Raw genomic sequence first — 23,413 nt, forward strand, 5'->3', positions numbered from 1 at the left:
GGGAAATAAAAAATCCACGCAATGGCGTGGATTTTAGCGTTTTTTGTGACATTCATGAGGTTCTGTAAAACCTCATGAGGCAACAGAAACTAATCAGACGTTGAACAGGAAGTTCATCACATCGCCATCTTTCACGATGTAGTCTTTCCCTTCTGAACGCATTTTACCGGCTTCTTTCGCCCCTTGCTCACCCTTGTAGGTGATGAAGTCATCAAAGGCGATGGTCTGAGCACGGATAAAGCCTTTCTCGAAGTCGGTGTGGATTTTACCGGCAGCCTGCGGAGCCGTTGCGCCCACCGGGATAGTCCATGCACGCACTTCTTTCACGCCCGCGGTGAAGTAGGTTTGCAGGTTCAGCAGGGCATAACCGGCGCGGATCACACGGTTCAGACCCGGCTCTTCAATACCCAGCTCGGCCATAAACTCTTCGCGGTCACCATCTTCCAGCTCAGCAATGTCGGACTCTACGGCAGCACACACTGGCACAACAACAGAGCCTTCTTTCTCAGCAATCGCACGCACGATATCGAGGTACGGGTTATTTTCAAAACCGTCTTCGTTCACGTTAGCAATGTACATGGTGGGCTTCAGGGTCAGGAAGCTCAGGTAGCGAATGGCGGCTTTATCATCGTCGTTCAGATCCAGCGTACGCAGCATCCCGGCTTTTTCCAGATGCGGCAGGCACTTCTCCAGTGCAATCTGTTCTGCTTTCGCGTCTTTATCGCCACCTTTGGCTTTCTTCTGCACGCGCTGCAACGCACGCTCACAGGTGTCCAGGTCGGACAGCGCCAGCTCGGTATTAATGGTGTCGATGTCGTCAGCCGGATCCACTTTATTATTCACGTGGATAATATTGTCGTTCTCGAAGCAGCGCACCACGTGGCCGATAGCTTCAGTTTCACGGATGTTGGTCAGGAACTGGTTACCCAGGCCTTCACCTTTGGACGCGCCTTTTACCAGACCGGCGATATCAACGAATTCCATCGTGGTTGGCAGAATGCGCTGTGGCTTGACGATCTCAGCCAGCTGGTCCAGACGTGAATCAGGCATCGGCACGACGCCGGTATTTGGCTCAATGGTACAGAACGGGAAGTTCGCAGCTTCGATGCCCGCTTTGGTTAACGCATTGAACAGCGTGGATTTCCCGACGTTAGGCAGGCCCACAATACCGCATTTGAATCCCATGTTGAATCACCTTAATAGCTTGATAATCAACGCACTTTTACCTGCGCTGATAGTGTCACAGACGGTTGTCTTAAAAGTTTCCGCGCATTATACACGTAATTACCGCCCGGAGGCGGGTGATTTCTCAGGCACGGATGAAGTTATCTCTTGAGATCGGACTCACATTTTTTCATACTGACGTGTCTTTACAGAAACCGGAGAACCACGCAGATGCATCGCTTCCTGCTTACGCCACCTTAAGAGCCCCCCGCCAGTGCAACGCCTGTTGCCGCCACTCGTCACTCTGACGAGCCAGCTGTGCCCGAACGCCGGGGTGCAGAAAAACGATCACATTAAAATAATGGAAATACCATGTTTAACCTGAGCAATTTCAGGGCGAGTGACGTCAAAAATGACGTACTGGCCGGTGCTGTGGTGTCTGTCGCGCTGATCCCCGAAGCGACCGCATTTTCTCTGCTGGCGGGCCTGTCACCGACCATCGGCTTACATACCGCTTTTATTCTCGGGCTGGTGACGGCCTTTTTCGGCGGTAAACCGGGGATGATCTCGGGTGCAGCCGGGTCGATTATTGTGGTGCTGATCAGCCTGATTACTCAGCACGGCTACGAATATGTTCTGCTGGCGACCATTCTCGCCGGGCTGATTCAGCTGTCGATTGGCGTCTTGCGGCTGGGCAAGTTTATCCGTCTGGTGCCACAACCGGCGATCTACGGCTTTGTGAACGGGCTGGCGATTGTCATCATGCTGGCGCAGTTCCCGATGATCAAAGGGCAGGGGCCGGTGATGTATGCCCTGGTGGCGCTGGCGATGCTGATCGTCTGGTGGTTCCCAAAACTGACAAAAGCGATCCCCGGCTCGCTGGCCGCCTTAATTGCCATCAGTGCACTGGCAATTGGTCTGGGGCTGGACACCAAACGCGTGGGCGATCTGGCGGATATTTCCGGCACGCTACCCTCGTTCCATCTGCCCACCGCGCCTCTGAGCTGGGAAACCCTGAAAATCGTGCTGCCTTACGCCGTGGTGATTGCACTGGTCGGGCTGATTGAGTCGTTGTTAACGCTGGCCGTGCTGGATGAAATGGGCAGTAAGAAGGGCGCGGGAAATCAGGAATGCGTAGCCCAGGGGATTGGTAACACGATCTGCGGCTTCTTTGGCAGCTTTGCCGGGTGTGCGATGATCGGCCAGTCGATTATCAACTTTACCTCAGGTGGGCGCGGGCGCATTTCAAATCTGGTCGGGGCGGTGCTGCTGATCCTGTTTGTCGTGAGTCTGTCACAATATATTGCCTTACTGCCGGTTGCAGCGCTGGCCGGGATCATGTTTGTCGTCTGCATCAACACCTTTGAGTGGAGCTCGCTGCGTCGTCTGAAGCGGATGCCGAAAGCGGATGCGGTGATCATGGTGGCGGTGACGCTGGTGACCATTTTTACCGATCTGGCGATGGCGGTGATTTGCGGGGTGATTATCTCGGCGCTGGTTTTCGCCTGGCAGCACGCACGCATCAGTATTCTGGCGCAGTCTGAGGAAGAAGGGCAGAAAACCTATCAACTGGAAGGGCCACTGTTCTTTGGCTCAACGGCCAGTTTCCAGGAGCTTTTCCACCCGGAGCAGGACCCGGATCATGTGGTGATTGATTTTGCTCGCACTCGGGTCATGGATTCCAGCGGCGTGGAGGCGATCGATAAATTAACGGCACGCTATCTGGAAGCGGGAAAAAGCCTGCGTCTGCGTCATCTTAGTGAGGATTGTATCAGTTTACTGCAACAGGCCGGGCCGTTTTGCAGCCATGAACTTGATGATCCCGATTATAAAGTTGCTAGCAATGATGTCTGAACCATAAAGCTGGCGCTGGTCCTGCCGATAACCTAAAAATCGTCGTTCTGCGACGGCGAATACAGAATTTACTTCTATAGTTTATCTGTGCGGCGATTGTATTCACTGGCAGGATGCCCGTTAACTGGCCCGACGGCATGAAAAACGATTTTTTTTGTACTCCTGTTCATACGCTTACCGGTGAGTTGATCGCTATCGATCTGAGCTACCGGCCGCAGCCCCAGGCCGTCACCGGCCTGTCAGGGGCTGTTCTTCCGTCTCTGTCGCCACAGGAGCGGTTGTTAAATCAGTTGCTGATCGTTGAAGAGTATGCGGACTATTTTCGTCAGCACGGCTTGCTGTGTAGTGTCGCCATTGATTTTCAACTGGCGCGTGCCGTCACCGAGTCATCGTTTATTCAGCAAATCCTCAGCCAGCTGCCTTTTGTGCGGCTGAAACTGTCGGAAGATTTTCCCAATCTGCATGATGGCATGAATAATCCGCTGTTGCGGACCTTGATTGAGCAACTGAATATTATCTGGCTTGATGACCTGGGCGCAGGCGATGCCAATCTCAACGCACTGCAGTCGAACATGTTTGAAGCGGTGAAACTTGATCGGCAGTTTTATCTCGAAAACGTCGATAAACCGTTTTTTACCGTACTGATTAACCATATTCGTCAGTACACCAATCGGGTGATTGTTGAAGGCGTGGCCGGAGATGGGCAACTGGAGACATTGCGTAACAGCAAAATCTGGGGCGTGCAGGGTTATTTCAGCCCGGCACTGACACTGGAAAATCTGGATCACAGTGACGGTCTGCGCTGTGAAAATTTGTAGCCTCGCTGTGGCTTATACCCCAGCGATGGCTCAATCAAAGGCAACGCGTCAGACGGCTTTGTAGCTGTGCAAACGGTTCATGGCCTTCAGTTTGTCTTCTTTTAACCATACCTCAGTACAACGCGCGGCTTCATCGATAGCGTTATCAATCAGAGCCTGTTCCGCTGCCTGGGGTTTACCCAGCACAAATCCCACCACTTTGTTACGGTCACCCGGATGACCAATGCCAATACGCAGACGATGGAAGTCCAGGTTGTTACCCAGCTTGCTAATAATATCTTTCAATCCGTTATGCCCCCCGTGACCGCCGCCCTGTTTAAACTTTGCCACGCCAGGAAGCAGGTCGAGTTCGTCATGCGCCACGAGAATTTCTTCAGGTGCGATGCGATAAAACGTGGCCATAGCCGCTACGGCTTTCCCACTGAGGTTCATAAACGTGGTGGGAACCAGCAGGCGCACGTCTTCGCCGCCAATATTGAGGCGCGCGGTATACCCGTAAAATTTGCTCTCTTCTTTTAACGACTGATTATGGCGTTCAGCCAGCAAGTCAACATACCAGGCACCGGCATTGTGGCGTGTGGCGGCGTATTCAGCGCCGGGGTTGGCAAGGCCAACTATCAGTTTGATGCTGCTCACGAGTAGATTTTCCTGAAACGTGCGGGGTGAAAACGGCTAGTTTACTGAAGCGGTTGCGATAACTCAAAGATCTGCGCGCATTGTGATGAAAATCACAATGGTTGAGCAGAGTGATAATACGTTTTCTATATAAAAACAGTCTGTTAGTCGTAAAGTTTTGTCAAAATATAAGCGATAAATGTGATCGCAGACTCATCAGAGCAGTTAAAGATTGCCTAGACTGATCGCATCTGGCAACGGAGTTTGCCTTTTTACACTGACTGGAGGTGCGCAATGAAACGTAAACATACACATGTACTGGGTAACACCCTGATGGTGCTGGGCCTGGTGGTGATGATTGGCGGGGTAGGTTACTCAGTGGTGAATCAAATACCGCAGTTCCACTTACCGCAGTTTATGGTGCATGGTGCACTCGGCAGTATCTTTATCGGTGCGTTGCTGTGGCTGGCGGGGGCGAGAATCAGCGGGCGTGAGAAAATTGCCGATCGCTATTACTGGGTGCGTCACTGCGGTGAAAAACGCTGCCGTCACGGTTCCAGTCAGCAGCACAATCGTTAATCCTGAATCGGAAACACACCCGGTGTGTTTCCGGATTTAACTGGCGAAAACACGCCTGACATCCTCATGATTTACGCCCCCAAAGGTTTTGACCTGGTTTCTGCCTGCGGCCTTCGCCTGATATAACGCATCATCTGCCGCCGCCATCAAGCTGTCGATAGCATCACGGTCTGGCTGGCAGCTTGCCACGCCAATGCTGACGCTATAGCTCACGTTCTCGGGGCAAGATCGCTCCACTACTTTGCGGATACGTTCGGCTACCTCCACACATTCCCCCTCTGCGCACATGACAACGGCGGCAAATTCTTCCCCGCCGAGACGCGCAAAATAGCTGTCAGCGGGTAACTGGTGCGCCACCTGTTGGCAAAAATCGGTCAGCACCCGGTCACCCTGCGAATGACCATAGCGATCGTTAATCGATTTAAAGTGGTCGAGGTCAAACAGCATCACCGATAAGGGCTGCTGGCTGCAACTCCAGCTGGCGGTCAGTTGAGCCGTTTTTTCAAACAGTGCGCGGCGATTCCAGACTCCGGTTAACGGGTCGAGCAGTGACGCCTGGCGGTAGATAATCTGCGTACGTTCATTCACCATCGCCATCATGGTAAAGCTCAGGCCAATCACCACCAGGATCGACTCCAGAATGACATACACCGAGAAGGTTGAGCCACCGATGGCTCCATGTACCGGGTTAGGGATCCCGCCGTCCAGTAACACCCGCAGGATATTAAAGCCAAGGTGGATACCCAGCAGCAGCTGGGCGGGCCACCAGGTTATCGGAAGCAGGGTGCGTGAACGATGCAGTTCATACAGCATCGCCGAGGTATAGATAATACACAGCAGGCTGCTGGCCAGAATCCGCATGGGTAGCGAGGTGTAGAAAGAGGGGAACAGGCAGAGTACCGCCCATACCACCATCCCGGGCAGCCACAGCCAGCCACCTCGCGCCCCGCGCAGCGCACGGAATGCATTCAGTTGCAGGCCATAGGCGCACATGATCAGCAGATTTCCCACCACTATCGGCAGAAAGATAAAGCCTGAGCTACGCAGGCTGCTGAGGCCGACAGCGACAATGCTCAACAACAAAGAGAGACAGTTAAACCCCAGTACTCTGCTGTACTGCGCTCCGCGCCACGCGAACACCATGATAATGCTGAGAAAAGCCAGCACATAGAGTTCACAGACAAACAGCGTATAAACATCGAGTACCATTTTAGGATTATTCCTGGATAAGCTATCAGAGCAAAATATCACTAATGAATACTTACCAACAGGGGGGCTGAACCGTTACAGTAAAAAAATTAATGTGAACTCAGGAAAGTGGCCTGGACGCAGGCACCAGACAGCGCCAGATGGCCACGGCACAAAGCAATGTCACGACCATCAGGACCAGCAGTAACTGGTGAAAAGCGGTCTCTGCCAGCGGCAGAAGATCCGGGCTGCTGACATGATAACTGGCCAACTGATGTGCTTTCTCGATCGATTTACCCTGCTGTGACAGTTGGCTAACCAGCAACTGGCTGAACAACGTACTGACGCTCGCCAGTGCCACCCCTTCACCTGCCACGCGAACAGTACTAAAGATACCGGTTGCCATCCCGGCGCGCTGCGGTGGCACCACGCTCACCGATAAATTATCCATCAATCCCCAGGGCAGACCGCTGCCGCTACCGATCATCACCATCGCCAGCAGGGTCACTGCCAGTGAGCTGTGTGGTGTTACCAGGCTGAGCAGGCCAATACCCGCTGCGGCAAGCACTAAACCCGCACAGCTCACGCTGCCAGGATGAAAGCGGCGCGTCAGCGCAACGGCAAGAGAAGGTACCACTAGCATCGGCAGCGAGATCGCCAGCATCAGCAAGCCGGTGGTCAGGGCGTCATAACCGTAGAAGCCCATAAAGCGCAGAGGCAGCAGCACCAGCAGTACCACAAAGCAGTAGCAGGTGGCGACGGGCAGCAGCTGTACGCCGATAAACCGGCCGTAGCGGAACAGGCTCAGGTCAAGCATCGGGTGTGCGCTGCGGCGTTCTATCCAGACAAACAGCAGCGCCACGACCAGCGAAGCCAGCAGCAATCCTGTTGCCAGCGGACCCGCACCGCTGTCAGCCACCTGTAACATTCCCCAGGTAAACAGAGTGAGCGTGGTGCTGAAGCTGATAATCCCCGGCCAGTCCAGCGCACTGGCGTCCGGGTTGCGTGATTCTGGCAGGGTACGCATACCGATAACGAGCGCCAGCACGCCAAAAAGCGCGCAGCAAAGAAAGACGCTGTGCCAGCCGGCGATGGACATCAGCATACCGGCAATCACCGGGCCAGCCGCCAGACCTACGCCAAAGCTGGTGCCCAGCAGACTGAATGCCCGCGCGCGTTCGGCCCCGTCAAAGGCATTCGCCAGCGCGGCACCGCCGCCAGCCAGCGCCGCCGCTGCCGCTGCGCCCTGTAGAGCACGTACCACGTCCAGCCAGACGATGGAGGGCACCCAGCCGGTCAGCAACGACAGCACAGTAAAAACGCTGACGCCGCTGATAAACAGGCGTTTACGGCCATAACGGTCGGCCAGTGCACCTGCCGCCATCAGCAGACTGCCAAAGCTGAGCAGGAACGCGTTGGTGATCCAGCTCAGTGCCAGCGCCGATCCGCCTGTTTGCAGGGCAATGGCCGGGGTGGCGATCACCCCGGCAGAAAAACTCAGGGGCAACATCAGTGCAGCGCTGCACACCGCCAGAATGCTCCAGCGGCTGCTTTGTGCCGTCAGTGTCAGGGAACTCATGGGTAACTCTCCGCTTTCTTCCAGTGAAGAAGCAGGATAAATTGGCGTTACCGGGTGATAAACAGGCCGAATGGCCGCAGATAAAGGACATAAAGTCGCGAATGAGCAGCGTGGAAAGTTTGAGTGGGCTCAATGCATTTGTGAAAGCCGCCCAGCTTGGCAGCTTTGTCGCGGCCGCAGAGCGGCTGAGCGTCTCGGCATCGGCCATCGGGAAAAGCGTTGCACGGCTGGAGGCCAGCCTCGGGGTGAGTCTGTTTAATCGCAGCACACGGAGCCTGAGCCTGACAGAAGAAGGCCTGCTGTTTTTTGAACGCAGCCAGCGCATTGTGATGGAGCTGGAAGAGGCGGAGCAGGAGCTGTCAAGGCTGATGGCGGCCCCGCGCGGGCGGCTGCGTCTGAGTTTTCCCGCGATTGGTTATCGTTTGCTCCTGCCGCTGTTGCCGGGTTTCACCGCCCGTTATCCGGAAATTGAGCTGGATCTCGACTTTAACGATCGGCTGGTGGATGTTATCGGGGAAGGGTATGACGCGGTTCTGCGCAGTGGCGAGTTTGCCGATTCACGGCTGAAGGCGCGACGGCTGGGCGGTTTTCGCTTTCGTCTGGTGGGCGCAACAGACTATTTCGCACGATACGGCGTACCGCAGGGGCCGGAAGACCTGGCGCAACATGCCTGCCTGCTGTATCGCTTTTCCGGCAACAGTCAGCTTCAGCCCTGGCAGTTTGACGGTGCTGACGATCGCACACTCTCGCTGGCCGGGCCGCTGGTGTTTAATAATCTTGAGGCGCAGATCTCGGCCGCGCGCCGGGGGCTGGGGCTGATCTACGTACCGGATTTTGCAGTGACGGAATACCTGGAGAGCGGGGAGCTGCAAAGCGTGCTGGATGAACACATCAGCGCAGGAGGGCAGTTTTCGCTGCTCTGGCCGGGGAACCGGCATCTGCTGCCCAAATTGCGGGTACTGATTGACTATCTGGCAGAGCATATTGCATTGAGCAAATAAAAAAGGGACAGGCGTTAACCTGTCCCTCTTATGCAGCATGGCCTGACGGGGCCGACCGGAAACAAAAGGTCAGCCCCTACACCTGTTAACTGTAGGGGCTGCCCGCCAGGTCACGCCACGATCAATGCTCAAACATCGCAGAAATAGACTCTTCGTTGCTGATGCGACGGATCGCTTCAGCCAGCATGCCTGACAGCGTCAGGGTACGCACGTTTGGCAGGGCTTTGATCTCTTCTGGCAGCGGAATGGTATCGCACACTACGACTTCATCAATCACCGAGTTACGCAGGTTTTCGACCGCGTTACCGGAGAAGATAGGGTGAGTCGCATAGGCGAATACGCGTTTAGCGCCACGTTCTTTCAGCGCTTCAGCGGCTTTACACAGCGTGCCACCGGTATCGATCATATCGTCAACCAGCACACAGTCACGGCCAGCAACATCACCGATGATGTGCATCACCTGAGAGACGTTGGCGCGTGGACGGCGTTTGTCGATGATGGCCATATCGGTATCGTTCAGCAGTTTAGCAATAGCACGTGCACGAACCACACCACCGATGTCCGGAGAAACCACAATCGGGTTCACCAGGCCAATCTGCAGCATATCTTCGAGCAGGATCGGGCTACCAAATACGTTATCAACCGGGACGTCAAAGAAACCCTGAATCTGTTCAGCATGCAGATCCACAGTCAAAACGCGGTCAACACCAACGCTGGAGAGAAAATCGGCAACCACTTTGGCAGTAATAGGGACACGGGCGGAGCGCACGCGGCGGTCCTGACGTGCATAACCAAAGTAAGGAATAACCGCAGTAATACGACCCGCGGAAGCACGACGCAGGGCATCTACCATCACAACCAGTTCCATCAGGTTGTCATTGGTGGGGGCACAGGTGGACTGGATGATGAAAATATCACCACCGCGTACATTTTCGTTAATTTGTACGCTCACTTCACCATCACTGAAACGACCGACGGCGGCGTCGCCCAGGCTGGTGTAAAGGCGGTTGGCAATACGTTGTGCTAGTTCCGGGGTGGCGTTACCAGCAAAAAGCTTCATATCAGGCACGAGAAGAACCTCAGGCTTTGCGTCCAGAGAATGAAATACCATAAATCGCACTGGGCGGTATACGACTTATGTTTTCATACGGGTGTCTTAACCCTGTGTTCTTGACGCCGTAGCGGCGTTGGCTGCATGTATTCATCCCGGTGACTTACTCAAGTAAGCTCCCGGGGACTCATCCACTTGCCGCCTTGCCACAGCGCCAATAGCTTGGGTTATATCAGAGCAGTGGTGCAGCGTCTGGAACAGGTGACACTGTCACATCAACTCTATTGCTCTGAAAGGGTGCGGTGCAGTGGCGAAACGTTAACGCCTCGCGCAACAAACCCCTGCAACCCTTTCGGAGCCAGCTCAAGCACCTGTCTTGCGGCGTACTCGGTGTCAAATTCTGCAAACACACAAGCACCCGTTCCAGTCAGGCGCGACGGCGCGTATTCTAGCAGCCAGGAAACGAGCTGTTCAACCTCGCGAAAACGATTTCTTACTGCTGCCTCACAATCATTGCGGAATTCGGCTGCTAATAAGGCGCTGATTTCCCTTTTTGGCGTGTTTCTGGTCAATTCAGGATCGTTAAATACCACGGGTGTCGCAACGCTGACACCAGGATGCATCACCAGATACCATTTTTCTGGTGGCGAAACCGGTGTCAGTTGTTCACCCACCCCCTCAGCGAAGGCAGAAAATCCGCGCACAAAGACAGGCACGTCGGCACCGAGTTGCAGGCCAAGCTCGGCCAGTTGTTCAAAACTGAAGCCGGTTTGCCATAAATGATTGAGTGCCACCAGTACGGTGGCGGCGTTGGAGGAGCCTCCGCCCAGTCCACCGCCCATGGGTAACCGCTTCTCTACCGCCAGGGTCGCCCCTGCGCTGTCGGGCAGCACGCCCTGATCGAGCGCCCGTTCGCGCAGCAGTTGCGCGGCACGGACGATCAGGTTCTGTTCATCAGGCACGCCATCGACGGGTGTCAGCAGACGCAATTCACCCTGACTGTTGGTTTCAATCTTCAGCGTGTCACCATAATCCAGAAACTGAAACAGCGTCTGGAGGTCATGGTAGCCGTCAGCGCGGCGGCCGGTGATGTAGAGAAACAGATTCAGTTTTGCCGGGGCAGGCCATGTTGTGATCATTTTACAGTCCAGCTATCCATCTTCAGCTTAATACGCTGGTCGCCTTCACGCAGTTCGAGGTTCGACGGTAGCGGTGGATTCTGTTTACTGTCGTAGCCCTGATAGGTCACTTTCCACTGTTTACCGTCCTGGCTGTAGTTCACTTCACGCAGACGATACTGGTCATCCAGGGTGAAATCGGTGGCATCACCCGGCAAGCCAAGGATCCACTGGCGCAGGTTATCCAGAGGAATACTCATGCCCGTGAGCTGAGAAATCATTTTAGCCGCATCGTTGCTGACATAGCGCTTGCCTTTATTGTCAACGATCTGTGCAACTTGTCCTTGCTGGTCAAGCTGCAGCTCTGTGCTGCCCAGGGGATTGGTCAACAGCAGGCGATAGCGATCCGCTGCGGTCTGTTGCCAGTTGTAGCGGGCATAGACTTTTTGCCGATCGGAAAGGTAGGCAAAGGCGCCACGCGTCTGGTACTGAGTGATTTTTTCCACCGCCTGCTGATGGTCACGCCATTGCGGGGACGTCGGGCTTTGGCCCGGAGTTTGCGCTGGTTCGTTAAGAACACACCCGGTTAGCAGCAGGGCGGCAAGGGGAAGAAGCCGCAGCAGGCGGCGATTCGACGATAACATGTTCAGGTCAGCTCCTAAGACTCAGTTCGCAATCAACCGCCCACGCTAACCAGCTAAAACGGCGGCGTCAATGCTCAAATTGTCTCATTTGACCCGCAAGAGGTATATCTTGTTACAGGGATAGGCGAAGCATGGCTTTTATTGATCTCGCTCATCTTGTAGAATGCGCCACACAAAACCCTGACAACTGTGGGATTAACCCAACCTGCACCATGACGTTACTGGCTCTCGGCATCAATCACAAAACGGCACCTGTGTCTCTGCGCGAACGCGTGACGTTCTCGCCGGATCAGCTGGAACAGGCGCTCACTAGCCTGTTGGCGCAGCCGCTGGTTCAGGGCGGCGTTGTGCTGTCTACCTGTAACCGTACCGAGTTGTATCTGAGCGTCGAACAGCAGGAAAACCTGCAGGAACAGCTGGTGACCTGGCTCTGTGATTACCACAAGCTCAGCGTCGATGACGTGCGTAAAAGCCTCTACTGGCATCATGATAACGATGCCGTCAGCCACCTGATGCGCGTCGCCAGCGGGCTGGATTCCCTGGTGCTGGGCGAACCTCAAATTCTTGGTCAGGTCAAAAAGGCGTTTGCCGATTCCCAGCGCGGCCACTCGCTTTCCAGCGAACTGGAGCGCATGTTCCAGAAATCGTTCTCCGTAGCCAAACGCGTGCGTACCGAAACCGAAATCGGTGCCAGTGCCGTCTCCGTGGCATTTGCTGCCTGCACGCTGGCACGCCAGATCTTCGAGTCCCTCTCCACGGTTAACGTGCTGCTGGTGGGCGCGGGTGAAACCATTGAACTGGCTGCCCGCCATCTGCATCAGCATAAGGTGAAGAAGTTGATGATCGCCAACCGTACCCGCGAACGTGCACAAGCGCTGGCGGATGAGGTCGGGGCTGAAGTCATCAGCCTGCCGGAAATCGATTCCCGTCTGGCGGAAGCCGACATCATTATCAGTTCTACAGCCAGCCCGCTGCCGATTATCGGTAAGGGGATGGTGGAGCGTGCGCTTAAACAGCGCCGTAATCAGCCTATGCTGCTGGTGGATATTGCCGTACCGCGTGACGTGGAGCCGGAAGTGGGTAAATTGCCCAATGCCTATCTCTATAGCGTTGATGACCTGCAGGCGATTATTGAAAGCAATATGGCCCAGCGCCAGGCGGCGGCCGTGCAGGCTGAAACCATCGTGGTGCAGGAAAGCAGCGAGTTTATGTCCTGGCTACGGGCCCAGAGCGCCGTTGAGACTATCCGCGATTACCGCTCACAGGCGGAACAGGTGCGTGCTGAACTGGAAGCGCGTGCCATAGCGGCCCTGCAACAGGGAGGCAACGCTGAAGAGGTGTTGCGCGACCTGGCCCATAAGCTGACCAACCGTTTGATCCACGCTCCTACCAAATCTCTTCAGCAGGCCGCACGCGACGGCGATGGCGAACGCCTGCAAATTTTACGCGACAGCCTCGGGCTGGATTAGCGTTTCAAGCCTCTTTTCTTACAAGGTAAAAGACTACGAATGAAGCCTTCTATTGTTGCTAAACTGGAAGCCTTGCAGGAGCGCCACGAAGAAGTGGAGGCGATGCTGGGCGATGCCGGAGTGATTGCCGATCAGGAACGTTTTCGTGCACTCTCCCGCGAATATGCCCAGCTTACCGACGTCAGCCAGTGTTTCCGTCAGTGGCAGCAGACCCAGGAAGATATCGAAACCGCTGAAATGATGCTCAGTGACCTGGAAATGCGTGAGATGGCTCAGGAAGAGCTGAAAGAAGCCCGTGCCGCCAGTGAAGTGCTGGAGCAACAGTTACAGGTCCTGCTGTTGCCGAAAGATCCGGATGACGAACGTAACTGCTATCTGGAAGTGCGTGCCGGCACCGGTGGCGACGAAGCCGCCATTTTCGCCGGCGATCTGTTCCGTATGTACAGCCGTTATGCGGAGTCAAAACGCTGGAAAGTGGAAGTGATGAGCGCTAACGAAGGCGAACATGGCGGTTATAAAGAGATCATCGCCAAAGTGATCGGCGATGGCGCCTATGGCCGCCTGAAGTTCGAATCTGGCGGCCACCGCGTGCAACGTGTGCCGGAGACGGAGTCACAGGGGCGCATCCACACCTCAGCCTGTACGGTTGCGGTGATGCCCGAACTGCCGGAAGCCGAACTGCCGGATATCAATCCGTCTGATTTAAAAATCGATACGTTCCGCTCCTCCGGGGCTGGTGGTCAGCACGTTAACACCACCGATTCCGCTATCCGTATTACCCACTTGCCCACCGGTATCGTGGTCGAGTGCCAGGACGAACGTTCACAGCATAAAAACAAAGCGAAAGCGTTGGGCGTGCTGGGTTCGCGTATCCGTGCTGCCGAAATGGCACGTCGTCAACAGGAAGAGTCCTCCACCCGCCGTAACTTGCTTGGCACTGGCGACCGCTCTGACCGTAACCGTACCTATAACTTCCCGCAGGGCCGCATTACTGACCACCGTATCAACCTGACCATTTACCGTCTGGATGACGCAATGGAAGGGAAGCTGGATGCGCTGATTGAACCTGTGGTTCAGGAGTACCAGGCGGATCAGCTGGCCGCACTCGCCGGGCAGGATTAATGCAGATCCGTGTCTGGCTGCGTAACGCGGTCGCTCAGTTGCCGGACAGTGACAGCCCGAAACGCGATGCTGAAATTTTGCTGGGGAAAGTGCTCGGTAAATCCCGCGCCTGGCTGATCGCCTTCGACGATGCCACGCTGGATGACGCGCAGCTTGCGCAGCTGGATGCGCTGCTGGTACGCCGTGCCGCTGGGGAGCCAGTGGCATACCTGACAGGGGAGCGTGAGTTCTGGTCTCTGTCGCTGACGGTATCGCCCGACACGTTGATCCCCCGCCCGGATAGCGAGGTGCTGGTAGAGCAAGCGCTCGCGCGTCTGCCTGCTGAGCCTTGCGAGGTGTTGGATCTCGGTACCGGCACCGGGGCGATTGCCCTGGCGCTGGCCAGCGAACGCACCGATTGCCAGGTTACGGGCGTGGATCGTATTCCTGCCGCAGTGGCGCTGGCGCAGCACAATGCCAGCAAGCTGGCGCTGTCAAATACCCGGTTTTTGCAAAGCCACTGGTTTTCTGCCCTCGAAGGACAACAGTTTGCACTGATTGTCAGTAATCCCCCCTATATTGATGCCGATGACCACCATCTTTCGCAGGGCGACGTCCGTTTTGAACCCACCAGTGCGCTGGTGGCAGGCGATCACGGCCTGGCCGATATCCGGATCATTGCCGCAGAAGCAGGGTGCTATTTACAGGATAGCGGCTGGTTATTACTGGAACACGGCTGGCAGCAGGGCGAAGACGTCAGGAAAATTTTGCGCGAGAACAGCTTCCATGCAGTGGAAACCTGTCAGGATTATGGCGGCAACGACCGCGTAACCGTCGGGCAAAGAAAAGGATAATAAGGAATTTATATGGCCGCCTGGTACTTCCCGCTAAAACATTTTCATCTGTTAACCGTGGCGATCACCGCACTGATGTTTGTGCTGCGCTTCTACTGGTTCCAGACCCATTCTTCGATGCTGCAACGCCGCTGGGTGCGCATCGTGCCCCATTTAAATGACACGCTTCTGTTACTGTCGGGCGGGTTACTGGTCGCCATAACGCATTTTTACCCGTTCAGCCCACAAGGTGCCTGGCTGACTGAGAAGCTGTTTGGCGTTATTATCTATATCGCGCTGGGTTTTATTGCCCTCGGACGCCGTCCGCGCGCGCAAAAAATACGCTGGATAGCGTTTATGGTGGCGTTAATCGCCCTTGTGGTCATCGTGAAACTTGCCACAACTAAAATGCCACTGCTGGGGTTTGTATGACGTCTATCGCTGATTTTGATTTTACCGCCGGAACGTTGAGTGACGCGGTGATTACGGCATCGCTGGCTGTCCGCCGCGACTTTCCGGCTGAAGATGTCAGCGCGCGTTTAGCTGCGCTGGTTGCCGAAGCGCGTGCTGAAATTCCGTCAGAACTTGCCGCTGATTTACAGCTTGAGCAATTGATCACCCTGTTCTGGGGCCGCTGGGGTTTTGGCGGCGCGAGCGGTGTTTATCGGTTGTCTGACACGTTGTGGCTGGACAATGTATTGCGTACCCGTCAGGGCACCGCCGTGTCGCTGGGGGTCATTTTTCTGCACATTGCGGATCAGCTCGACCTGCCGATGATGCCCGTGATTTTTCCGACACAGCTGATTCTACGCGCAGACTGGATCGATGAAGATATGTGGCTCATCAATCCCTTTGATGGTGAAACGCTGGATGAACACCAGCTGGAAGTGTGGCTTCAGGGCAATATCGGGCCAGGGACCGAGCTGTATGATGACGATCTGCAGGAAGCCGAGCCGCTGATGGTATTGCGCAAGATGCTCGACACCCTGAAGTCCGCGCTGATGGATGAGAAGCAGATGGAGATGGCGCTGCACGTCAGCCAGGTGCTGGTGCAGATGGCCCCGGAAGACCCGTATGAAATCCGCGATCGCGGTCTGATTTTTGCCCAGCTAGAGTGCGAACATGTGGCCCTCAATGATTTAACCTATTTTGTTGAGCAGTGCCCGGAAGACCCCATCAGCGAGATGATTAAAGTCCAGATCCACTCAATTGAACAGAAACAGATTACCCTTCACTAACTGAAGTGAACTCTATAAAGGCGAAGACATGAAACAAAAAGTGGTTAACATTGGTGATATCAAGGTCGCTAACGATCTGCCGTTCGTCCTGTTTGGTGGTATGAACGTGCTGGAGTCGCGTGATTTGGCGATGCGCATTTGTGAGCACTACGTCACTGTGACCCAGAAACTGGGCATTCCTTATGTGTTCAAAGCCTCATTTGATAAAGCTAACCGCTCTTCCATTCATTCGTATCGTGGCCCGGGCCTGGAAGAAGGCATGAAAATCTTCCAGGAAATCAAACAGGCTTTCGGCGTGAAAATTATCACCGACGTCCATGAAGCCAGCCAGGCGCAGGCCGTGGCCGATGTGGTGGATGTGATTCAGTTACCGGCCTTCCTCGCACGTCAGACCGACCTGGTTGAAGCGATGGCGAAAACCGGTGCGGTGATCAACGTGAAGAAACCTCAGTTCGTCAGCCCAGGCCAGATGGGCAACATCGTTGATAAATTCGCTGAAGGCGGTAACGACAAAGTGATCCTGTGCGATCGCGGTGCTAACTTCGGTTATGACAACCTGGTGGTCGACATGCTGGGCTTCAATGTGATGAAGCAGGTCTCTAACGGTAGCCCGGTGATCTTCGACGTGACCCACGCATTGCAGTGCCGTGACCCGATGGGCAGTGCGTCCAGTGGTCGTCGCGCGCAGGTATCTGAGCTGGCACGTGCGGGTATGGCAGTGGGCATTGCTGGTCTGTTTATTGAAGCCCACCCGGACCCGGCAAACGCTAAGTGCGACGGCCCGTCTGCACTGCCGCTGGATAAACTGGAGCCTTTCCTGGTTCAGATGAAAGCGATTGATGATTTGGTGAAAAGCTTCGCTGAACTCGATACCAGCAACTAAGTTTGTTTGATCCTCAAAACGAGCCAGAAAACTGGCTCGTTTTCTCTGCGAAGTATTCTTCAACCCGCCTGAATCTACAGTGTTTTTGACCTACAATGGAAAGTACATAAAAAGGAGTTCCTATGAAAAAAACGTTTGTTTTGCTATTGGGTGCGATTGCGCTCAATGGTTGCAGCCAGACCCCACACTCTGATGCCGGACAGTTAGCAAACCGTCTGTTTGCGCTCAGTGCTGTTGATGGTCAGAGCGTAAAATCTCATGAAGGGATGAAACCGGGGATCGGGTTTAATGACAGTCTCCGGGTCAGCGGTGTGATGTGTAATCGTTTCTTCGGGCAGGGGCATCTGGAGCAGGGGCGACTGACTGTACCCATGCTGGCCTCGACGAAAATGATGTGCAGCGACCCACAGCTCAATCAGTGGGAACAGACGTTATCGGTGGTGCTGACGAAAGGGGCAGAGGTGAAATTGACTGAGCAAACGCTGACGCTGACGGGAAGTGGTCATACGCTGGAGTATACCGCGCAGTAACGCGGACCTGACCCGTGTTGCACATCATCAGCACGGGTCGACCGTAAAAAAGGTCGACCCCTACAGGAATGACAGACCGTCTGCTCACTCACCGCTTTTCTGTTCCGGTCGGCCAGCACAGCACGATCTACCCGCGCAAATTTACAGCATTATCGTCATCAGATAGGCAATGAACAACGCCAGATGGGCGGCGCCATTCAACACATTCGTGCGTCCGGTCGAAAACGAAATCTGACACAGCAACAGCGCGGCAATCATCACCACCATCTGCGGTGGTTCAAGACCAAAGATCAGCTGCTGCCCTGTCAGGGTCGCTATCAGCGTCACCGCAGGCACTGTCAGTGAAATTGTCGCCAGCACGGACCCGAAGAACAGGTTCATTGCGCGCTGCACCTGGTTTGCCAGCACCGCTTTAATCGCCCCCAATCCTTCCGGTGAGAGGATCAGTAACGCCACCAGGAAGCCGGTGAACTGTTCCGGTGCTTTCACCTCGGTCAGCAATGACTCCAGCGTATTCGCATTCATCTTAGTGACGGCAATCACCGCGACCAGATGCACCAGCAACCAGACGGTGTGCCAGGTGCTGGAATGCGCCGATGGCTTGCCATGATGCGGATCATCGCCTTCATCTTCATGCTCATAAACAAACAGACTCTGATGTGTTTTGGTCTGAATCAGCAGGAATACCCAGTACATCGCGGCTGAAATCCCGGAAACCAGCAGCGCCTGTCCAATGGAAAAGTTACCGCCGGGCAGGGCATTCGGAAACACCAGTACAATAATGCCAAGCGGAAAAATCGCGATAAGATACTGTTTGACCCCGGCCAGATTCACATACTGCGTGGCGAATTTACGCCCCCCCAGCAACAGGGCAAAGCCCACCAGGCCACAGGTCACAATCATAATGATGGAGTAGAGGGTATCGCGCATCAGTGCCGGGGCAGCGTCGCCGGTCGCCATCAGCGCGGATATCAGACTCACTTCAAGAATAACAACGGAAAGGCTCAGGATCAGCGAGCCGTAAGGTTCGCCCAGACGATGTGCCAGTACGTCCGCATGACGTACCACGCTGAAGGCGCTGCTGAGGATGGCAACAAGGGCTATCAGGTTAATGCCGATGACCAGTGGCAGGGAATCTGTTGTGCCCCAGAACCACAAAATAATCAGAGCGATGACAGGGAAGGTAAGGGAATACTCGGTGTGGCGGGTTTTACTGCTCTCGTGCGCACTCATAGGCAAACGCTCCTTATCTGTATCCTGTTGGCCTGAAATTGGCGACGATCGCCACAGGCCTATTAAACATAGTCTGACAATATGAAAGACAAGTGGCGAAAGTATAACCTTTTTTTGCACTGGCCTTTAAGATATTTACGCGGTTTTACGGTTTGACTTAATAATTATCTCGTAGCGTGTATTTATTGCTGTTTAGATTCTATCTCAATGAAAGTACATTGAGTTTATTATCTCCATAAAATTTTTAAGGGCATTAAGGTGGCGTTATTTGATGTGATCATAGGGTAAATAATGCATTTTGTAGCGATATCTTCTTAATGAGCCGTAAAGACCCTGCTGGAAAAATATTCTGCTTGTACCAGGCTTATCAGAGGCCCTGAAAGGAGATAAAACATGCCCTATAATAATCGCAGTGCGTTACCCGACAGTGTCAGACATGTTCTGCCTGCGCATGCCCAGGATATCTATCTGGAAGCCTTCAACAGCGCCTGGGAGCAGTATAAAGATAAAGAGGACAGGCGCGGCGATGACTCACGTGAAGAGGTGGCGCATAAAGTCGCGTGGGCGGCTGTGAAGCACCAGTATCAGAAGGGCGATGACGACAAGTGGCATAAGAAATGACCAGGCGTTGCAGCGGTGAGGTGAACGCCCGGATGCTGTGGCTCAGCCTGCGGCGATTGCCCGCCGCCATTTCAGGCGCGCCGGCAGCCAGCGCTGGGTGACCTCTGGCGTCTGCTCGTCAATCAGCTGCGTCACCATCTCAAAGCAGTTCCAGGCCAGCAGCCGCTCATCCTGGGCAACGGTATCAATACGTACCGATAACGCATCATACAGATAGTGGTCGTCGAAGCTGCTCAGGTGCATCGGCGTGTTCAGCAAGTCATGCTGGCTGAGGTAGCGCAGTACGCCTTCCTGAAGCCCGCAGGCGGCACAGAACAGCGCCTGAGGCACACGTCCCAGCCGTGAATAGAGTTCTGCAAATAACTCATAGCCAGAGCTGGCATGATAATGACCGTGCATAATCCATTCCGGTTTCACCTCGACTCCCGCACGCTCCAGCCCGAGACGGAACCCGGCCAGGCGATCGCGGGTGGGAGAAATGCGCGGCTGGCCACCAAAGAAATAAATCTCGTCATACCCTTCGCGTGCGACCGCTTCCATCAGCGTGGCGGTGGGGCCGGTCGCATCGGTGATCACCAGCGGCAGCGTGGACTCGCCCAGATGACGGTCAAAAAGCACCACTGGCAGCTGCTGGTTAATTTTCTGGTACTCGGTATCGTTTAGCTGACTTGAGGCGACAATCAGGGCGTCGACCTGGCGCTGGATCAGGTTATTGACCGCCAGCGTTTCCTGGCTGGCATTTTCTGCCGTGCAGGCGATCAGCAGCTGTAAACCTGCATCACGGCACAGCATCTCGAGTTCGTGAGAGAAACGGGCAAACCCCTGGTTGGTCATTTCCGGTACGACCAGCCCGATGGTGTTGCTGCGGGCAGAGTTGAGGGCGCGTGCGTGGATACTTGGCTGATAATGCTGCTGACGGGCGATCTCCAGCACGCGTTCACGTGTCGTTTCGGCCACGCGCAGCTCTTTCCCACGGCCATTGAGGACCAGACTGGCGGTAGATTTAGAAACGCCCGCCAGCCGGGCAATATCGTTAATCGTGATACGTTTGTTTTTAGTCACAGTGGCTTACGTGTGAGGGCTCATCGGCTTATTCTATCATGCATTGCTGCAAGCTCCAGTGACGCAGCCCGATCTCTCCCGTGCCGCTAAAATGCAACTCAGGGTTTGCGGACGGGAAATAGCGTGACGACATGACGGCTTCCCCCTCGTTAATGAAGATTTCTACGCTGGAGCGATCGCACATCAAGCGCAGCGTACGCACCTCACCCCGCCAGTGACGTTCTTCGGATTCACCGCTGCGCAGATTGTTGCGCCGCAGCGTCACGCCCTGAGCATGGATCGCCAGGTGTAATTCCCCCGCGAAATCAAGTTCACAGGCGCCGCTAACGGTCAGCGACAGCTCGGCGCTGTTAACGGGCAGGGCAGGCAGCGTTTGCGCGCTGCCCGTACACTGGGTCTCTTCACCGCGCAGCTGTTGCAGTTCACGGGCGGGCTGCTGATACAACCGGTCACCTTGTAGCGTCAGCTCACGCGGACAGGTCATGATATGCATCCAGCCATTTGCCTGTGTGGGCTGGAAGAACTCATCGCCGTCAGGGATCCCCATCCAGCCAATCAGCAGACGGCGACCGTCGTCGCTGAGGCAGGTTTGCGGTGCGTAAAACTCAAACCCCAGGTCAAGCTCGTGGAACTCATCATGACGGAACTGATGGGTGTTGTAGTCGAAGGAACCGCAGAAATAGCCACTCTGGAAGGTATTACGCCAGCGCCACTCTTCAGACGGCAGCCCCTGCGGGCAAACCACCAGCACGCTGCGGCCATCCAGTTCAAACAGGTCAGGGCACTCCCACATATAGCCGAACTCGCCCAGCCCGTTCACGTGGCTTCCGGCAATTTCACCCAGCGATGTCCACTGATGCAGATCGGGGGAACGGAACAGCAGAACCTTGCCCTGCAACGCCAGATCCTGTGCACCCAGCACCATGTACCACAGGCCGTCGTGCTGCCAGACTTTCGGGTCACGGACGTGGCCAGTGTAGCCTTCCGGTAAGGCCAGCACCGGGCCATGCTTATGGAATTCACCCTGTTCGTCACGCGTGGCCAGGCACTGCCAGGCGGTGCGGCTGCCATCGTCAAACTTGACGTTTCCGGTGTAGAGCAGCGTCATCACCCCCTGGTTATCGACCGCGCTGCCGGAGTAACAGCCGTGGCTTTCATAGGATTCGGAAGGCGCCAGCGCCAGCGGTTCATGCCGCCAGTTGACCAAATCCGCCGAACTCCACTGGCCCCAGAACTTGGCGCCATGCGCGCAGGCCAGTGGGTTCCACTGATAGCACAGTACGTAACGCTGATTGAAGTGGATAAATCCGTTCGGGTCGTTCATTAACCCGACCGGCGGGGCAAGATGCCACGCCGGTCGATGATGATCGGCTGCCGCACGCTGCTGGCCGGAGAGGACCGCCCGCAATGCCTGTTTGAGCAGGTGGGCTTCACTCATGCTTTCACCTCAAATTTGATTTTCAACAGCAGTGACAGGACAAACGCCGTGCCGAAGGCGATAACCATGCCGATGAGATAATTGAGCATTGAACTGGCCTGCACAATCGCCATGCCAGGCAGTGCGGTTAGCCCTACGGCGGTCATATTCACGTGCATCGTCACAACCCAGGCACCGCCGAGCGCGCCACCCACCAGTCCGGCGATAAACGGCTTAATATAGCGCAGGTTCACCCCGAAAATGGCGGCTTCGGTAATGCCCAGCATCGCCGAAAAGGCGGAGGGCAGTACGATACTGCGCACTTTGATATCACGGGTTTTAAACCACACCGCCAGGCAGGCCCCTCCCTGCGCCACGTTCGCCATGGACCAGATCGGTAACAGGAAATTGACGCCAATCGACGGGTTGCCGAGTAATCCGGCCTCGATGGCATGGAAACTGTGGTGGATGCCGGTGATGACAATCACCGAATAAAGACCACCAAACAGCAATCCGGCCAGCCAGCCCGCATGGGCGATCAGCGTACTGAGAACCAGTGAAATGCCATCCCCCAGCATACGTCCTGCCGGGCCAATGATCAGCAGGGCGATAAAGCCGGAGATAATCACGGTCAGGAACGGTGTGAGGATTATATCCAGCGCATCCGGGATCACCCGGCGCAGACGCTTTTCGCAGTGGCTCATAAACCACACGGCCAGCAGCACCGGGAATACCGTTCCCTGATAGCCGATCATCGCAATCTCCAGCCCAAAGAAATTCATGGTATGGAAACCGCTGGCAACGCCCCAGGCATTGGTCAGTGCCGGGTGCGTGAGGATGCCACCCAGCGTGGCACCCAGATAGGGGTTGCCGCCAAACTCACGGGCGGCGGTAAAGCCGATCAGGATGGGCAGAATGATAAAGGCTGCCGAGCTGCACATATCCAGCATGATAAACAGCGCGCTACCGGCATCTACCCAGCCGTAGGTTTTCACCATCCCCAGCAGACCCATCAGCAGGCCTGAAGCGACGATCGCCGGAATAATCGGCACAAAAATATTCGATAATACCCGGGCAATCCGCTGGAACGGATTCAGCTTCTGTGCCGCGATATCGGCCGCTTCGCTCTTGCTGGACTCGTTAATCCCGGCTTCCTTCACAAAAGCGGCGTGGACTTTGTTAACGATGCCGCTGCCGAAGATCACCTGCATCTGTCCGGCGTTGCGGAAGCAGCCTTTCACCCCTTCCAGCGCCTCAATGGCGTCTTTCTGCACTAACTCATCATCGACCATCACCAGCCGCAGACGCGTGGCGCAGTGCGCAGCGCTGGCTATATTTTCCCGACCACCGAGTAACGGCAGCAGTTCCCGGGCAATTTTTTCAAAATCCATCATGTCACCTTCTATTTATTGTGA

The 23,413-nt window shown here is 55.2% G+C and carries 23 protein-coding genes; 12 read left to right on the forward strand and 11 right to left on the reverse strand.

Features of this window, described 5'->3' with window-relative positions; translation table 11 throughout:
• Positions 1-93 precede the first annotated feature (93 nt).
• Positions 94-1,185: a redox-regulated ATPase YchF gene (gene ychF, locus LJN55_RS09995; protein WP_227536176.1), complete on the reverse strand. Its 1,092-nt coding sequence runs from the start codon at positions 1,183-1,185 to the stop codon at positions 94-96.
• 351 nt (positions 1,186-1,536) lie between these two features.
• Between ychF and LJN55_RS10000 the strand changes: the two genes are divergently transcribed.
• Together LJN55_RS10000 and LJN55_RS10005 are read left to right on the forward strand one after the other, a co-directional pair.
• Positions 1,537-3,018, forward strand: coding sequence for a SulP family inorganic anion transporter (locus LJN55_RS10000; RefSeq protein WP_159337253.1), 1,482 nt, complete (start codon positions 1,537-1,539; stop codon positions 3,016-3,018).
• 137 nt (positions 3,019-3,155) lie between these two features.
• Positions 3,156-3,836, forward strand: a complete 681-nt coding sequence (locus tag LJN55_RS10005) for an EAL domain-containing protein (protein ID WP_227536177.1) — start codon at positions 3,156-3,158, stop codon at positions 3,834-3,836.
• Between the two features lie 48 nt (positions 3,837-3,884).
• On the opposite strand, the gene pth is transcribed toward LJN55_RS10005, so the two are convergent.
• Positions 3,885-4,472 carry an aminoacyl-tRNA hydrolase gene (gene pth / locus LJN55_RS10010; RefSeq protein WP_200642999.1) on the reverse strand — a complete coding sequence of 196 codons (588 nt, stop codon included), beginning with the start codon at positions 4,470-4,472 and terminating at the stop codon, positions 3,885-3,887.
• A 273-nt stretch (positions 4,473-4,745) separates the two neighbouring features.
• Here pth and ychH point away from each other — a divergent pair, with 273 nt between their 5' ends.
• Positions 4,746-5,030: a stress-induced protein YchH gene (gene ychH / locus LJN55_RS10015; protein ID WP_159337251.1), complete on the forward strand. Its 285-nt coding sequence runs from the start codon at positions 4,746-4,748 to the stop codon at positions 5,028-5,030.
• Positions 5,031-5,066: 36 nt separating this feature from the next.
• Here the strand turns inward: ychH and LJN55_RS10020 are convergent, their stop codons facing one another.
• Together LJN55_RS10020 and LJN55_RS10025 are read right to left on the reverse strand one after the other, a co-directional pair.
• Entirely contained in the window at positions 5,067-6,239 is a 1,173-nt protein-coding gene (locus LJN55_RS10020; RefSeq protein ID WP_227536178.1) for a GGDEF domain-containing protein, read from the reverse strand.
• A gap of 100 nt (positions 6,240-6,339) precedes the next feature.
• Positions 6,340-7,797 carry an MFS transporter gene (locus LJN55_RS10025; RefSeq protein WP_227536179.1) on the reverse strand — a complete coding sequence of 486 codons (1,458 nt, stop codon included), beginning with the start codon at positions 7,795-7,797 and terminating at the stop codon, positions 6,340-6,342.
• 110 nt (positions 7,798-7,907) lie between these two features.
• Here LJN55_RS10025 and LJN55_RS10030 point away from each other — a divergent pair, with 110 nt between their 5' ends.
• On the forward strand, positions 7,908-8,798 hold the full coding sequence (locus LJN55_RS10030) for a LysR family transcriptional regulator (RefSeq protein WP_133845483.1): 891 nt from the start codon (positions 7,908-7,910) through the stop codon (positions 8,796-8,798).
• A gap of 121 nt (positions 8,799-8,919) precedes the next feature.
• Here LJN55_RS10030 and prs read toward each other — a convergent pair whose 3' ends face one another.
• The 3 genes from prs to lolB all read right to left on the reverse strand — a co-directional run bounded on the left by prs (position 8,920) and on the right by lolB (position 11,611).
• On the reverse strand, positions 8,920-9,867 hold the full coding sequence (gene prs, locus LJN55_RS10035) for a ribose-phosphate diphosphokinase (protein WP_085939527.1): 948 nt from the start codon (positions 9,865-9,867) through the stop codon (positions 8,920-8,922).
• 263 nt (positions 9,868-10,130) lie between these two features.
• Complete coding sequence (gene ispE, locus LJN55_RS10040) at positions 10,131-10,988, reverse strand: 4-(cytidine 5'-diphospho)-2-C-methyl-D-erythritol kinase (protein WP_227536180.1); 858 nt, start codon at positions 10,986-10,988, stop codon at positions 10,131-10,133.
• A complete protein-coding gene (lolB, locus tag LJN55_RS10045) occupies positions 10,985-11,611 on the reverse strand; it encodes a lipoprotein insertase outer membrane protein LolB (RefSeq protein WP_133845422.1) in 627 nt (208 codons plus the stop codon). Before lolB ends, ispE begins: the two co-directional genes overlap by 4 nt.
• 212 nt (positions 11,612-11,823) lie before the next feature.
• Here lolB and hemA point away from each other — a divergent pair, with 212 nt between their 5' ends.
• From hemA to LJN55_RS10080, 7 genes are all read left to right on the forward strand, one after another.
• On the forward strand, positions 11,824-13,080 hold the full coding sequence (hemA, locus tag LJN55_RS10050) for a glutamyl-tRNA reductase (protein ID WP_227536371.1): 1,257 nt from the start codon (positions 11,824-11,826) through the stop codon (positions 13,078-13,080).
• 39 nt (positions 13,081-13,119) lie between these two features.
• Positions 13,120-14,202, forward strand: coding sequence for a peptide chain release factor 1 (prfA, locus tag LJN55_RS10055; RefSeq protein WP_227536181.1), 1,083 nt, complete (start codon positions 13,120-13,122; stop codon positions 14,200-14,202).
• Positions 14,202-15,035 (forward strand): peptide chain release factor N(5)-glutamine methyltransferase, encoded by an 834-nt coding sequence (prmC, locus tag LJN55_RS10060; protein WP_227536182.1) that lies wholly within the window; start codon positions 14,202-14,204, stop codon positions 15,033-15,035. The genes prfA and prmC overlap by 1 nt, the downstream gene beginning before the upstream one ends.
• Positions 15,036-15,047: 12 nt before the next feature.
• Complete coding sequence (locus LJN55_RS10065) at positions 15,048-15,446, forward strand: SirB2 family protein (RefSeq protein WP_227536183.1); 399 nt, start codon at positions 15,048-15,050, stop codon at positions 15,444-15,446.
• The gene (sirB1, locus tag LJN55_RS10070) at positions 15,443-16,252 is read left to right on the forward strand and encodes an invasion regulator SirB1 (RefSeq protein ID WP_227536184.1); all 810 of its coding nucleotides are present in this window, start codon (positions 15,443-15,445) and stop codon (positions 16,250-16,252) included. Before LJN55_RS10065 ends, sirB1 begins: the two co-directional genes overlap by 4 nt.
• 28 nt (positions 16,253-16,280) lie before the next feature.
• Positions 16,281-17,135, forward strand: a complete 855-nt coding sequence (gene kdsA, locus LJN55_RS10075; protein WP_133845412.1) for a 3-deoxy-8-phosphooctulonate synthase — start codon at positions 16,281-16,283, stop codon at positions 17,133-17,135.
• A 122-nt stretch (positions 17,136-17,257) separates the two neighbouring features.
• Complete coding sequence (locus LJN55_RS10080) at positions 17,258-17,665, forward strand: META domain-containing protein (protein WP_159337244.1); 408 nt, start codon at positions 17,258-17,260, stop codon at positions 17,663-17,665.
• 141 nt (positions 17,666-17,806) lie between these two features.
• On the opposite strand, the gene chaA is transcribed toward LJN55_RS10080, so the two are convergent.
• Positions 17,807-18,898, reverse strand: a complete 1,092-nt coding sequence (gene chaA, locus LJN55_RS10085; RefSeq protein ID WP_133845408.1) for a sodium-potassium/proton antiporter ChaA — start codon at positions 18,896-18,898, stop codon at positions 17,807-17,809.
• 393 nt (positions 18,899-19,291) lie between these two features.
• Here chaA and chaB point away from each other — a divergent pair, with 393 nt between their 5' ends.
• On the forward strand, positions 19,292-19,519 hold the full coding sequence (gene chaB / locus LJN55_RS10090) for a putative cation transport regulator ChaB (RefSeq protein ID WP_159337243.1): 228 nt from the start codon (positions 19,292-19,294) through the stop codon (positions 19,517-19,519).
• Between the two features lie 42 nt (positions 19,520-19,561).
• Here chaB and LJN55_RS10095 read toward each other — a convergent pair whose 3' ends face one another.
• From LJN55_RS10095 to LJN55_RS10105, 3 genes are read right to left on the reverse strand one after another with little or no spacing between them, the layout of a single operon-like run.
• Positions 19,562-20,581, reverse strand: coding sequence for a substrate-binding domain-containing protein (locus LJN55_RS10095; protein WP_227536185.1), 1,020 nt, complete (start codon positions 20,579-20,581; stop codon positions 19,562-19,564).
• A 28-nt stretch (positions 20,582-20,609) separates the two neighbouring features.
• Positions 20,610-22,019 carry a sucrose-6-phosphate hydrolase gene (locus tag LJN55_RS10100; protein ID WP_227536186.1) on the reverse strand — a complete coding sequence of 470 codons (1,410 nt, stop codon included), beginning with the start codon at positions 22,017-22,019 and terminating at the stop codon, positions 20,610-20,612.
• Positions 22,016-23,389, reverse strand: coding sequence for a sucrose-specific PTS transporter subunit IIBC (locus LJN55_RS10105; protein ID WP_133845479.1), 1,374 nt, complete (start codon positions 23,387-23,389; stop codon positions 22,016-22,018). Before LJN55_RS10105 ends, LJN55_RS10100 begins: the two co-directional genes overlap by 4 nt.
• Positions 23,390-23,413: the final 24 nt, after the last annotated feature.

The organism is Erwinia rhapontici (genome assembly GCF_020683125.1).
Lineage (GTDB): Bacteria > Pseudomonadota > Gammaproteobacteria > Enterobacterales > Enterobacteriaceae > Erwinia > Erwinia rhapontici.